This is a genomic window from Bartonella sp. AU16XJBT, from assembly GCF_028618665.1.
Lineage (GTDB): Bacteria > Pseudomonadota > Alphaproteobacteria > Rhizobiales > Rhizobiaceae > Bartonella.
Map to the genome: position 1 here is coordinate 216,147 of NZ_JAQITF010000002.1, position 13,590 is coordinate 229,736.

Here is a 13,590-nt window from a genome sequence, read left to right on the forward strand (position 1 = left end):
CTATACAAGGCTCTGCTTACAAGCGCAAGAATATTAGATAACATAAATAAGGAATATAATTATAGATCTGAAACATTAAAAAACGTATTATAATCCCTATGGCTGTTATTAATATAAATGAAGTTATAACACATCTTTTGCCTGGCCAAACAATAGCAGGCTTAGATTTAGGGACAAAAACGATTGGAATTGCAATTTCTGATATGGGATTAACTATTTCAAATCCGCGTCCTGTGCTCCAGCGAAAAAAATTTACAGAAGATGCCCACACACTTATTAAAATTTTTGATCATGAAAATGTAGGCGTTATTATCATTGGCTTACCTCTTAACATGAATGGAAGCAGTGGCTCTCGTGTTCAAGCAACCAAAGCTTTTGTGAGCAATATGAAAGAGCATACAAAAATTCCATTTGTTTTTTGGGACGAACGCTTATCAACAATTGCTGCAGAACGTTCTCTTTTAGAAATGAATGTATCGCGCGCTAAAAGAGCAAGCAGAATTGATTCGGCCGCCGCCGCTTTTATATTGCAAGGTGCTCTCAATAGAATTCACAACTTTCATCATATGGAAGGATAAAGAACATTGAGCAAATGCCCTGCATTATAGCGTGCAATGAGCATCCCGTAGGAAGATCTCCATTGTCCTCCAAGTCGGCTTTCCATATAGGCATTTGCAACATGTTCTATATCCGTAGAACGTAATGACGCAGCAGCTGCTGCATAGGCTACTTGTTCAACAAAAAACCTTCCTGCACCTTCATTTGCAGCGGCCATATCACCGGCAGACTTAATAATTTCAATGGCGCGTGGTCCTGCTGGTCCAATATCAAGAGCAATTTTTTCCAACAATTTCTGAAACAATCCCGGTGCCTTTTCAGCAATAAGAATGGCATCCTTTACCAATTGATTAGCAGAACTATTTCTCACAATTCGCGCAGGCCCATTATGCAACATTTGTGATAATGGATTATTTTCTATAAAGCTTTCAATACCAAGTTGTGCAATAATTTCACCAATAATAGGCACAACCAACTGACTGACGTGATAAGCAATAATAGGTGTCATAATGCGCGCAAAAGCTGCTTCAGAACGGTCATTTGCTGCATTGTCAAACGCTCGCGCTAAACGCAAAACCAATGCTTGTGAAGCAGCAATATCTAATGCAATATCTGCAAAAATACGTTCTGTCAGTGGTGGTAAAGGCTGATTTGGCATTTTTTTCCGGAAAAAATCTATACCAAATTGAAGGGCTGCGCGCAAAACACCTGCCGATATGACAGATTGATCAAAACGCATCATCGTCTCGATATCTTTAATAACTTTAAGACCTTCTCCAGCATTTCCCAAAAGCCAGCCATAACTGCCTTGAAAATCAACAACCCCCTCTGGTGTTAAAAGTTCTCCAGAACGCTGAATTAAATGACGAATCGATATCAGTCCATTTAATGCACCATTTTCCTGTATACGTGGAACAAAAAAGCAACTTAAATGACCATTTAAATCTGCACTAACAAGGTATCCATCAGCTGTAGGATTAATAACATTGGTTTTTACGACATTTAAGCGATACAGATCGCGTTCCATATTTTCATCGAAAGAAATTTTCTTAACACTTGGAAAATTGAAAGCGTATTGTTCAATATCATCAAAGGCACACGTCAGAGAAGCAGATTTTTTATGATGAATAGGCTTTGATGAAGAATCATATTGGCGTGACAAAAGGACATTTTGCCATTTTTTGAAAAGCTCACTATCACTAATTAAGACAGCAATTGCTGCACTGGTTATAATAACCTCATTCAAATGCCCTGTTTCTAAACCAGCAGATAAAGCCAAACGAATCGCCCGCGCTTGATAGCGTACTCCATTTTCTGAAGAAGTATTTTCCCAAAGCGAGGTAACCAACCCCGCTTGTCTAGAATATCGTTGAAGGTCTTGATAGGAAGAATGTATTTCTAATTTTTCTGTTGGCTTTCCCCATTCATCGTTATAACACAATAAAGGTTTATAATGATTCGCTAAGCAAGAAAGCTTCCATGCTTCTCGACTCGCAGCAAAATCCCCTATTTCTTCAAAACTTGCTAATAAAAACTTAGGCAAAGTAGAGGCCACACGAAACATAAGCGTATCGCTAAGAAATGTATTTTTTCGACGAGCATTTTGCGCAGAGACAGCACTCATAGGTCTATTCCTATATTCAAATCATTCATATCATAGACTATTTGTCTTTTTAGAGTTAAGAAACATTTATCATATTCAAACAAATGCTTGTTTAACCTGTTTAGAGAGAGATAAAGAAGAATGCTATGATTCAAGATAATTTTTTTTCACTTTTCCCTCATGAACATCTTTTAGCTATTAAAGATCTGAGTGTACAAGACCTTAATACATTGCTTGAGCGTGCAGAAGCAAATGTTATCCTTTCTAACAAAATTGATAAAACCAAATCTATTTTGCGCGGACGGACTCAAATTAATCTCTTTTTTGAAGCTTCTACGCGAACACAATCTTCTTTTGAATTAGCAGGCAAAAGGTTGGGAGCAGACGTGATGAGTGTCGCGATCGGCAACTCATCTGTAAAAAAAGGGGAAACTTTACTTGATACAGCTGCAACGCTTAATGCAATGAAGCCAGATCTACTGGTTTTTCGCCATAGCAGTGCGGGAGCAGCAGCTTTATTAGCGCAAAAAGTTGATTGTTGTGTCATTAATGCAGGTGATGGTGCTCATGAACATCCAACCCAAGCTTTATTAGATGCTCTCACCATTAAGAGAGCAAAAGGTCGTATTGAAGGATTAACTGTTGCCATTTGTGGAGATATCTTGCACTCACGTGTTGCACGTTCTAATATCCTTAGTCTTAATGCTTTGGGTGCTCGTGTTCGTGCTGTTGCCCCTTCAACACTCTTACCCGCCGAAATTAATCATATGAGTGTTGAGGTTTTTAACACCATGAAAGAAGGCCTTAAAGATGCTGACGTTATCATGATGTTACGCTTACAGAATGAGCGGATGACAGGCTCTTTTATTCCCTCCACGCGTGAATATTTTCATTATTTTGGCTTACATAAAGAAAATTTAGCTTATGCCAAAAACAATTGCATTATTTTACACCCTGGTCCCATAAACCGTGGTGTGGAGATTGCATCTGACATAGCCGATGGACCACAAAGTATGATTCATACCCAAGTAGAAATGGGAATTGCAGTGCGTATGGCGGTCATGGAGGCTTTATTAGATTCACGCTTGAAGATCAATGGAGAAAAAAAATGATAAAACCGATTGTTTTTCAAAAGGCTCGTATTATTGATCCTTCACGTGCAATCGATGAAATTGGTACAGTTATTGTTGAAAATGGGCGGATTGTAGCTTCTGGAAAAGAAGCTCTGAATCAGGGAACCCCTGCAGGGGCAGAAGTTATTAATGCACAAAACAAAGCAATTCTCCCTGGACTTGTTGATGCACGTGTTTTTGTTGGAGAACCAGGAAATGAAAACCGTGAAACAATTGCATCTGCAAGTCAAGCAGCCGCAGCCGGTGGTATTACTTCCTTTCTTATGATGCCAGACACGCATCCAGTTATTGATAATGTTGCCCTCGTTCAATTTATTAAGCGTACAGCAGAGGAAATGTCAGCGGTCAATATTTATCCCGTTGCGGCAATTACACAAGCTTTCAACGGACAAGAAATAACCGAATTTGGTTTACTCAAGGATGCAGGAGTCGTTGCTTTTAGTGAAGGAAAAAAAACACTTCAAAATTCATCTGTTATGCGACGTGCAATGACTTATGCACGCGATTTTGATGTCCCATTGATACACGAAACGCAAGATAAAGATCTTACAGGACAAGGCGTAATGAATGAAGGACTGCTTGCCAGTTGGCTTGGCCTTTCTGGCATCCCCCGTGAAGCAGAAGTTATCCCACTTGAAAGGGATCTGCGCTTAGCAGCATTAACGCAAACACGCTATCATGCCGCCCAGATATCAACAGCACTGTCTGCTGATGCCCTTCGTTTAAGTAAGCAACGCAGTGAGAAAATTTCAGCCGGTGTATCGATTAATCATTTATCTCTCAACGAAAATGACATTGGCCAATATCAAACTTCTTTCCGCCTCATGCCCCCATTGCGGACAGAAGAAGACCGTATAGCAATGATTGAAGCAATAAAAGATGGAACTATAGATGTCATTGTCTCTTCCCATGATCCTCAGGGTATCGACACAAAATGTTTACCATTCAATGACGCAGCAGCTGGCGCTATTGGTATGGAGACCTTATTGAGTGCAGCCTTACGTCTTTATCATGATGAGAGCTTATCTCTTCTACGGATAACTGAACTTTTGTCAACGACGCCTGCAAAGCTCTTTGGACTCAATGCTGGAACACTGAAGAAAGGTGCTTATGCAGATCTTATTGTCGTTGATCTTGAAGAACCATGGGTTGTTTCGACAGAGAAGCTCTATTCACGTTCAAAAAATACCCCTTTTGAGAATGCACGTTTTCAAGGACGCGTGCTCCAGACCTTTGTGAAAGGGAAATCCGTTTTTCAATTTGATCAACAAACTTAATGAGATTTTTAATGAATGAAGCAGAAATATTTTTTCAGTTCACTCCATGGTTTATTTTCCTCGTATCTTATCTCATTGGCTCGATTCCATTTGGTCTTCTGTTTACGAGATTGGCAAAACTTGGCGATATACGAACAATCGGTTCCGGCAATATTGGTGCAACAAATGTTTTACGAACAGGAAATAAAAAAGTTGCTGCTCTAACACTTCTTTGTGATATGTTGAAAGGAGCTATCGTTGTTTTTGTTATAAAGTTCTTTAGTGATCCGCAAGACAATAGTATCCTTGTTTCTCTAGCGGGTTTTTTTGCTTTCTTAGGACATCTTTTTCCCGTATGGCTTAAATTTAAAGGTGGCAAAGGTGTTGCTACCTATCTAGGGGTTTGTTTAGGAGTCTATTGGCCTGCAGCAATTATTTTTATTATTGTATGGAGTGCGATTTTTCTTCTCATGCGTTATTCTTCATTATCTGCGCTTGTTGCAGTTACGATCACGCCGATATTTGTTTTTTATTTTTCCGATTCTTATTTCTGTTGTATGCTGATCGCGATGAGCCTATTTGTGTTCATAAAACATTCTGCAAATATCAGTAGATTACTCATTGGGGAAGAAAGTAAGATTGGTACGCAAAACAGAGATAAATAAAGGAATCCTGCTTACTGATCGTCAACGTCTAAGCTGGTTACGGTTATTGCGCAGTGAAAATATTGGAGCTGTTAGTTTTCGCAATCTCATTGATCATTATAAAACAGCAGAAAATGCTCTAGCAGCGCTGCCAGAGCTTAGTAGAAAAGGAGGTGGTTCTGCATTACTTAAAATAGCAAGCTTAGAAGATGCGGAAAAAGAAATACAAGAAGCTGAAAGATTAGGTGTTCGGTTTATCGGTATGGGAGAACCAGATTATCCAGCTTTTCTTAAGGTTACGGAAGCTCCTCCTCCACTTATTGCTATCAAAGGGAATGTTTCAATTTTTCAAAAAACTTCTATTGGAATTATAGGCTCTCGAAATGCTTCAGCTGCTGGGAAAAAGCTTACGGCTCAATTTGCACATTTTCTCGGAGAAGCAGACTTTATAACAATTTCTGGGCTCGCTCGTGGAATTGATAGCGTTGCGCATCAAGCAAGTTTAAAAACAGGAACTGTTGCAGTCATGGCTGGGGGAATTGATCATATTTATCCTCCTGAAAATAAAAAGTTGCATGAAGATATTATCGCCAACGGTGGAGCCATCATCAGCGAGATGCCCATTTCTTGGAAGCCACGCGCTATCGATTTTCCGAGAAGAAATCGTATTATTGCAGCTCTATCGCTTGGTCTCTTGGTTGTGGAGGCAGCCCTGCGCTCCGGGTCCTTAATTACCGCGCGTCAAGCCGCTGAAATGGGACGATTAATTTTTGCCATTCCCGGTTCTCCACTTGATCCAAGATCTGTTGGTACAAATAATCTTATCAAGGACGGCGCTCTACTCACCACACATCCTTCTGACATCATAGAAACACTTACACCATTAATTTCACCACTTCCAAATTCCCAACTCAATTTTTTTGAGGAACCACCCTCTTTACAACTTGCAAAGGAGAATTTTAATTCAGTAGACGAAAAAAACAGCCAGCCCTCTTTAACAAATGATGATGCAGCACGTGCAGCAGTTCTCTCCGCGCTCTCAACAACACCAATCGACTTAGACACACTCAGTACGCACTCAGGTGTTTCACTCCCAACTCTCTACCTCTTGTTGGTAGAACTCGACCTTGCTGGAAAGCTTATTCGACACTCTGGTGGTTGTGTGTCATTGTCGAATCTTGATCTTCCCCAAGAGCCTCAGCACTATTAATAATGCTTTGCCCTTCTTTGGCAACCATATCCAACAGCAATGCTAAAAGCGGACTACGCGCCTGATGCGCCATCTGATTCATTTGCTTTGACATATCTGTAATATATTGGATAACTTTCAAATGATTTATAAACATAATCCTCTATCCTTGAGCATTTCCCCTCCTACCTCTCAATAGACGTTATCTTAGTATTTCGCCGTACATTTTTGTAATAACAGTGGAAAACAAATCGTGTAATTCTATATAGGGTACGCTTTAATAATAACAATCACAAGTTGTACAATATTCATGTTTTTTATATGGCTAATATTTTTTTTATCTGTTCTTAAGCAATTGCCATTAGCTATTCGCGTGAAAGGCGTTTATAAAAAGGTTTTTATTTCAATATTCGGGTAAAATTATGAATATCGTTATCGTTGAATCTCCAGCTAAAGCAAAAACAATTAATAAATATCTTGGGTCTCAATACAAAGTTGTCGCATCATTTGGACATGTTCGTGATTTGCCTGCAAAAGATGGTTCCGTTTTACCGGATCAAGATTTTTCGATGAAATGGGATATAGATTCTGCTGCTGCTAAACGTTTAAATGAAATAGCAAAAGCCGTTAAAGAAGCCGACAGCCTTATCTTAGCAACAGACCCTGATCGTGAAGGGGAAGCTATTTCATGGCATATTCTGGATGTTCTTCGTCAAAAAAAAGTTTTAAAAGATAAACCTATTAAAAGAGTTGTCTTCAATGCCATCACTAAAAAGTCTGTACTTGATGCCATGAACAATCCACGTGATATTGATACATCACTTGTCGATGCTTATCTTGCACGTCGTGCTCTCGATTACCTCGTAGGTTTTACACTTTCACCTGTTTTATGGCGTAAACTCCCTGGTGCACGCTCGGCTGGGCGCGTTCAGTCGGTTGCTTTGCGTATTATTTGTGATCGTGAATCAGAAATAGAACATTTTATCAAAGAAGATTATTGGTCCATTACAACACAGTTAAAAACCATCCGAAATGATCATTTCCAAGCCAGATTAACAATGTTTAATCAAAGAAAGATTGGCAAACTTGATATTCAATCTCAAGAACAAGCAGATCAAATTCGCCTTATGTTGGAGAAGGCTCAATATCATACACTCAGTGTTGAAGCAAAACCTACAAAGAGAAATCCTTTTCCTCCGTTTACAACCTCTACACTACAACAAGCGGCTTCTTCAAAATTAGGCTTTTCAGCTTCTCGCACGATGCAAATTGCCCAAAAGCTTTATGAAGGGATTGAAATTAACGGTGAAATGGCAGGACTTATTACTTATATGCGTACCGATGGTGTGCAAATAGCACCAGAAGCCATTGATGCTGCAAGAAAAGTAATTTATGAATCTTTTGGAAAGGACTATATTCCTGAAAAACCGCGTTTTTATTCAACAAAGGCAAAAAATGCTCAGGAAGCGCATGAAGCAATCCGCCCAACAGATTTTCAACGGTCCCCCAACCAAGTCCGTGATTTTCTCGACAATGATCAGGCAAAGCTCTATGAGCTGATATGGAAGCGCGCTATTGCTAGCCAAATGTGTTCTGCTGAAATTGAACGTACAACCGTTGAAATTGAAGCCCAGCAGGGAGACAACCGTGCAAATCTTCGTGCAACAGGATCTGTTGTGCGTTTTGACGGGTTTATTTCCGTCTATACGGATCAACGAGACGAAGAAAATAATGAAGAAAATGAATCAACACGTTTACCACAAATAAACACGGGTGAAGTACTTACAAAAGAAAAGGTTGAATCTGTACAACATACCACAGAGCCCCCTTCCCGTTATTCTGAAGCCTCCTTAATTAAAAAGCTTGAAGAATTAGGAATTGGTCGTCCTTCAACTTATGCCTCCACATTGGCAACATTGTGTGATCGTGGGTATATTGTCATTGATAAGCGCAAACTTATTCCTGATGCTAAGGGGCGTATTGTTACAGCCTTTCTTGAAAATTTCTTTAATCGCTATGTAGAATATGGTTTTACAGCAGATCTTGAAGAAAAGCTGGATCTTATCTCTGATGGCAAACTTTCTTGGAAAGACGTATTACGCGATTTTTGGGATGGATTTAATGCATCTATTAGCAATATCCAAGAACTCCGTATCGCCAATGTTCTTGATGTTTTAAATGTGACATTAGCACCTCTTGCCTTTCCTGAACGCGAAGACGGAAGTGATGTGCGTTCCTGCCCTCTGTGTAAAAATGGTCAGTTATCATTAAAACTCGGTCGTTATGGTGCTTTTGTTGGCTGTTCCAATTATCCTGAATGTAAATACACACGCCAACTTGGTACAGATACAGAAGAAGAGAATGAAGCTGTGCGCAATGACGAACCTGTTATGCTTGGTCTTGATCCTGAAACTGGAAAAGATATTTCTCTTCGCAATGGCCGTTTTGGTCCCTATATTCAATTGGGTGAAAGCAAAGAAGTTAAACGTGCAGGACTACCAAAAGAATGGCAGGCAGAAAATATAACCCTTGAAAAAGCCTTGGCTTTACTATCTCTTCCCCGTGAAATTGGCGTCCATCCTGAAACTGGAAAAATAATCACGGCGACAATTGGACGATATGGTCCCTACCTTAGCCATAATGGAAAATCTGCGCGCCTTCTTCATGCAGATGAAGTTTTTGATATTGGTATCAATCGCGCTGTTACAGTATTGGCAGAACAACAAGAAAATAAAACCAAGCAAAGCAGAACAACATCTGCAGCATTGGCAACATTAGGAGAGCATCCAGAAGGAGGAACTGTCACCGTGCGCAATGGGCGTTATGGTCCTTATATCAATTGGGGTAAAATTAATGCAACATTGCCAAAAGAGAAAGATCCCATTAGTGTAACACTTACAGAGGCATTAGAGCTTATATCGGCTAAAGAATCGAGTAAAAAGACAACTTCAAAAAGAGCTTCTTCCAAAACAAAAGCAAAAACAAAAGAGACATAAATTTTGGCTAAAGGTGAAAAAAACGTAAAATACCTCTCCTCAGTCAAGGGAGAAAAATTGCCCAATAAGGAAGAAATTCTTTCCTTTATCAATGAGAACCCTGATCGATCAAGTAAACGAGAAATCGCCAAAGCTTTTAACTTAAAAGGCGATTCTCGTATTTGGCTTAGAGATATATTACGTGCACTAAAGGATCAAAATCTTATATCTAAACAGCGTAAAAGGGCAATAAACAAAAAAAAATTACCCCCTGTTGCTTTAGTAAAAATCAGCGGTCGTGATAAAGATGGCAGTTTTATTGCACAACCTTTTGAATGGGAAGATACTCCAAAGCCCAATATTGAAATACACTCTTTTCATCACATAAAGGGAGGGAGCATTGGCGTTGGAGATCATGTTCTTGTAAAAGTTTTTCGAAATAAAAATTCTCAAAGTTCCTCTTATACGGGGCGAATTATTCGTAAAATTGATGTATCCCCAAAGAGCACATTTGGTATTGTACGAAAGTTGGAAAATAATCAATGGCGCCTTGATCCTATAGACCACAAAACCGATGAGCTCATGGTTGAAATATCTCCAGAAATGAAGATTGAAACGGGTGATCTCGTCGAAGTTGAAATAAAAAAAAATACTGGTTATGGACTGAAAAGTGCGCAAATAAAAAATGTTTTAGGGCATATTAAGAGTGAGAAAACGCTCTCAATGATTGCTCTTCTCTCAAAAGGAATTCCTTATATTTTTCCTGAAAGCGTTCTTGAGCAAGTTAAACATATCAAAGCTGCCAATATGGATAATCGCGAAGATTGGCGACAATTGCCATTTATTACGATTGATCCACCAGATGCAAAAGACCATGATGATGCAGTCTATGCAAGCAAGGATGAAGACCCTACAAATAATGGTGGTTGGATTATTATTGTGGCCATTGCGGATGTTTCTTATTATATCAAAACAGGAAGTGCTTTAGATAAAGAAGCATTAAAACGCGGAAATTCTATTTATTTTCCCGATACCGTTGTACCAATGCTGCCTGAACGCCTTTCTCATGATTTGTGTTCTCTGCATGAAGGAAAAGAAAGACCAGCTTTAGCCGTTCGTATGATTTTTGATGCAAACGGTAATAAACAAAAACATAGTTTTCATCGTATTATGATGCGTGTAAGAGCTAAACTCTCCTATCAAGAAGTACAATTGGCAAGAAAAGGACATATCCATAAAAAAATCGCTCCCCTGCTTGAGAATATCTTGCACCCTTTATGGGAAGCTTATACATGCCTTGAAGCAGCGCGAGATCGTCGACAACCACTAGAATTAGAAATAGCAGAAAAAAAAATTATTCTTGATCAAAATGGATGCATCCAAGATGTTGTGAGTGAAGAACATTTAGAAGCTCATCGTTTGATTGAAGAGTTTATGATACAAGCCAATATTGCTGCTTCTGAAACATTAAAAAAACATCATCAGCCCCTCATCTATCGTATTCATGACAAACCCTCTCTTGCCAAACAAGAAATATTGCGGAATTTCCTTCGAAGTTTAGGGATATCCCTCTCCAAAAGTGCAGAATTAACTTCAGCACGCCTTAATAGAATTTTAGAAAAGGTTGCTCATACCGAACAAAAAGAACTAGTCAATCAAGTTATTTTGCGTTCACAATCACAAGCAGAATACAATCCTAAAAATAGTGGCCATTTTGGTTTGAATTTGCAGAACTATACACATTTTACATCACCAATTCGTCGTTATGCTGATCTCATTATTCATCGAGCACTCATTAAAGCTCTTAAACTAGGAAATGATCAATTAACTGATACACAAGAACAGAATCTTGTAGAAATTGCTACGCAAATTTCTTTATATGAGCGTCGTGCAATGATGGCTGAAAGAGAAACGATTGATCGGCTTGTTGCTCACTATTTAACGAATAAAATCGGCCGTGTTTTTACAGGCCGCATTTCTGGAGTCACAAAAGCAGGCCTTTTTATCTCACTTGATAAACTCAATACAGATGGTTTTGTCCATATTTCTACACTTAAAAATGATTACTATCATTTTGATGAAGCGCAACATATTCTTGTAGGACAACATAGCCATAAAGGCTATCAGCTCAGTGATATTGTAGAAGTAAAACTTATAACTGTACAACCTTTTGCTGGTTCTTTAGGCTTTGAACTCTTAACAGAGCCTCGTCCAATCAAATTTTCATCGACATCCTACCATAAAAACAAATTAAAAAAACAAAAGCGCACTTTTTATGGAAGAAGGAAATATTAATTAAAAATAAATTAAGCTTTTTATTCCCTCTTTAATAATTAATAATATAATAATGATTTAACACAATAAATTTTCTATACTGTTTATTCTCTATATTATTTTATGTATACAATACGCTTTCTTTAGCATATAATAACATATATGTTTTATTTTTTATTAAAAGTATTGCAGAGTTTTTTATACTCAATGAAATGAGAAAATCTGCAAAAGTTGGTTTGATCTTTCTTTTATTTCAGCTCACCTTTTGGTTGTTTGAATAAACAAAAGTACCTTAAACTATTTTCATGAAAAAATTCTTTGACGCTCAAAATAATTCTTTACGTGCAATTATTGCAGCTATTGCAACCATTGGCACTGTTGGAACAGCATTGGCAATGGGAACACAACTTGTCTCTATTCTTATGACAGAGAAAGGACTTTCCAACAGTACGATCGGTTATAGTGGAACAGTTGGTGGAATTGCCACAATTATTGCAGCTATTTTTACGTCTCGAATTGCTTTATGCTTAGGCATCGCTCAAACAATATTGCTTATGATGGCGATAGGATCTTTAAGTTTTTTAGGATTCTATTTTTTTGATCCCATATGGGTTTGGTTCATTTTAAAGTTTATATTACATTTCACCATGACAGTTATGTTTATCCTGTCAGAGTTTTGGATCAACAGTTATGCTCCTCCTAGAAAACGTGGTTTGGTCCTTTCTATTTACGCTATTGTCTTAGGATTAGGGTTTGTGATAGGTCTAACGCTGCTAGCAAAAGTGGGAACACAAGGATTTATTCCTTTTGCTGTTGGCTATAGCCTTATTATACTTTCTACTATACCAATTCTTGCAGCTTGGAAATTAAGTCCAGAATTTCAAAAAAATCAATATACGCCATTTTTTCGTTATCTTTTTCACGTTCCAAGCGCGATGATGGCGGTCCTTGTTTACGGGGCCATTCAAATGGGCACATTAACGCTTATAATACCCTTTAGTTTATCCATTGGTTATAATGAGAATGAAGCAGCACACTTTATGGCAACCCTTGCACTCGGGAATGTTTTCCTCTTAATTCCTATCAGCATGATAAGTGACTACGCCAAAGATCGGCGCTATCCGTTGATAAGTTGCGCTATCTTAGGCTTTGTGGGAACTTTTATAGTACCATGGATTACTCAATATCCATGGATTCTGATGTTTGATCTGTTTGTTCTAGGGGGGGTATCAGCGAGCCTTTATACAATTAGTCTTGCACATTTAGGAGCACGTCTCAAGGGGCAAGAACTTGCTGCTGCTAATTCAGCTTTTATTTTTTGCTATGGAATTGGTATGCTCATCGGACCGACCTTTATTGGAAAATCCATGGATATTTTTAAACCCTTCGGTTTTTCAATAGCCATGGCTATTTTTTTCGGTTTATATGCCATTTTGGTGTTTGTTCAACTTATAAGAAAATTAATCAGCTCTTGACTTTTTTGAGAACATCCGTAGTGTTGCCGGGAAATCTGATGATGTCAGAAATAAGTTTTGGCAGGGATAATATTTTTTTCAGTATAAATAGGGTTTTTACATTATGGCTAAAGCAGCAACCATTAAGATCAAGCTTTTATCAACTGCAGATACTGGTTTTTTTTATGTAACAAAGAAAAACAGCCGTACAATGACAGATAAAATGAGCAAACGTAAATATGATCCAGTTGTAAAAAAGCACGTTGAATTTAAAGAAACAAAAATTAAATGAATAAGCCAATCATTCTTGATAGGTTTTATACTCTAAAAGAAATGTGGCGTTATTGCTCTTCAAAGTTATTTTCTGGGGAGTGTTTTTTGGTGTCTTAAAAAATTCACCTTAAAATCTGTACAACTTTAAATTTGTATGTTCTGTACAAATTTGGCTGAGTTGATTTATTTTTTAAGTTGCTTACATATCATACTGCATGAGTATTTGATTAT

11 protein-coding genes are annotated in these 13,590 nt (G+C 38.2%); 9 read left to right on the forward strand and 2 right to left on the reverse strand.

The features are described from left to right. The first annotated feature begins 98 nt into the window (after positions 1-98). Complete coding sequence (gene ruvX, locus PVV66_RS02085) at positions 99-578, forward strand: Holliday junction resolvase RuvX (RefSeq protein ID WP_273718437.1); 480 nt, start codon at positions 99-101, stop codon at positions 576-578. Here the strand turns inward: ruvX and PVV66_RS02090 are convergent. Further along, the gene (locus PVV66_RS02090; protein WP_273718439.1) at positions 563-2,182 is read right to left on the reverse strand and encodes an acyl-CoA dehydrogenase family protein; all 1,620 of its coding nucleotides are present in this window, start codon (positions 2,180-2,182) and stop codon (positions 563-565) included. The genes ruvX and PVV66_RS02090 overlap by 16 nt on opposite strands. 125 nt (positions 2,183-2,307) lie before the next feature. On the opposite strand from PVV66_RS02090, the gene PVV66_RS02095 reads away from it, so the two are divergent. The 4 genes from PVV66_RS02095 to dprA are packed head-to-tail and all read left to right on the forward strand — an operon-like array spanning position 2,308 to position 6,404. Further along, a complete protein-coding gene (locus tag PVV66_RS02095; protein WP_273718441.1) occupies positions 2,308-3,273 on the forward strand; it encodes an aspartate carbamoyltransferase catalytic subunit in 966 nt (321 codons plus the stop codon). Further along, entirely contained in the window at positions 3,270-4,571 is a 1,302-nt protein-coding gene (locus tag PVV66_RS02100; RefSeq protein WP_273718443.1) for a dihydroorotase, read from the forward strand. The genes PVV66_RS02095 and PVV66_RS02100 overlap by 4 nt, the downstream gene beginning before the upstream one ends. Before the next feature lie 11 nt (positions 4,572-4,582). Beyond that, positions 4,583-5,215 (forward strand): glycerol-3-phosphate 1-O-acyltransferase PlsY, encoded by a 633-nt coding sequence (gene plsY / locus PVV66_RS02105; protein WP_273718445.1) that lies wholly within the window; start codon positions 4,583-4,585, stop codon positions 5,213-5,215. Further along, positions 5,172-6,404 carry a DNA-processing protein DprA gene (gene dprA / locus PVV66_RS02110; protein ID WP_404977242.1) on the forward strand — a complete coding sequence of 411 codons (1,233 nt, stop codon included), beginning with the start codon at positions 5,172-5,174 and terminating at the stop codon, positions 6,402-6,404. The genes plsY and dprA overlap by 44 nt, the downstream gene beginning before the upstream one ends. Here dprA and PVV66_RS02115 read toward each other — a convergent pair. Further along, positions 6,334-6,540 carry a hypothetical protein gene (locus PVV66_RS02115; protein ID WP_273718448.1) on the reverse strand — a complete coding sequence of 69 codons (207 nt, stop codon included), beginning with the start codon at positions 6,538-6,540 and terminating at the stop codon, positions 6,334-6,336. The two genes, dprA and PVV66_RS02115, sit on opposite strands and share 71 nt — an antisense overlap. 265 nt (positions 6,541-6,805) lie before the next feature. Between PVV66_RS02115 and topA the strand changes: the two genes are divergently transcribed. From topA to rpmG, 4 genes are all read left to right on the forward strand, one after another. Continuing rightward, complete coding sequence (gene topA, locus PVV66_RS02120; protein ID WP_273718449.1) at positions 6,806-9,379, forward strand: type I DNA topoisomerase; 2,574 nt, start codon at positions 6,806-6,808, stop codon at positions 9,377-9,379. A 3-nt stretch (positions 9,380-9,382) separates the two neighbouring features. Next, the gene (gene rnr / locus PVV66_RS02125; protein ID WP_273718450.1) at positions 9,383-11,653 is read left to right on the forward strand and encodes a ribonuclease R; all 2,271 of its coding nucleotides are present in this window, start codon (positions 9,383-9,385) and stop codon (positions 11,651-11,653) included. A gap of 284 nt (positions 11,654-11,937) precedes the next feature. After that, on the forward strand, positions 11,938-13,107 hold the full coding sequence (locus PVV66_RS02130; RefSeq protein ID WP_273718451.1) for an MFS transporter: 1,170 nt from the start codon (positions 11,938-11,940) through the stop codon (positions 13,105-13,107). Between the two features lie 103 nt (positions 13,108-13,210). Further along, on the forward strand, positions 13,211-13,378 hold the full coding sequence (rpmG, locus tag PVV66_RS02135) for a 50S ribosomal protein L33 (protein WP_004864083.1): 168 nt from the start codon (positions 13,211-13,213) through the stop codon (positions 13,376-13,378). Positions 13,379-13,590: the final 212 nt, after the last annotated feature.

Excerpts from the sequence above, each read along its gene's own strand:
- ruvX (WP_273718437.1), top strand. The coding sequence starts at position 99 with ATGGCTGTTATTAATATAAATGAAGTTATAACACATCTTTTGCCTGGC.
- PVV66_RS02090 (WP_273718439.1), bottom strand. The coding sequence starts at position 2,182 with ATGAGTGCTGTCTCTGCGCAAAATGCTCGTCGAAAAAATACATTTCTT.
- PVV66_RS02095 (WP_273718441.1), top strand. The coding sequence starts at position 2,308 with ATGATTCAAGATAATTTTTTTTCACTTTTCCCTCATGAACATCTTTTA.
- PVV66_RS02100 (WP_273718443.1), top strand. The coding sequence starts at position 3,270 with ATGATAAAACCGATTGTTTTTCAAAAGGCTCGTATTATTGATCCTTCA.
- plsY (WP_273718445.1), top strand. The coding sequence starts at position 4,583 with ATGAATGAAGCAGAAATATTTTTTCAGTTCACTCCATGGTTTATTTTC.
- PVV66_RS02115 (WP_273718448.1), bottom strand. The coding sequence starts at position 6,540 with ATGTTTATAAATCATTTGAAAGTTATCCAATATATTACAGATATGTCA.
- topA (WP_273718449.1), top strand. The coding sequence starts at position 6,806 with ATGAATATCGTTATCGTTGAATCTCCAGCTAAAGCAAAAACAATTAAT.
- PVV66_RS02130 (WP_273718451.1), top strand. The coding sequence starts at position 11,938 with ATGAAAAAATTCTTTGACGCTCAAAATAATTCTTTACGTGCAATTATT.
- rpmG (WP_004864083.1), top strand. The coding sequence starts at position 13,211 with ATGGCTAAAGCAGCAACCATTAAGATCAAGCTTTTATCAACTGCAGAT.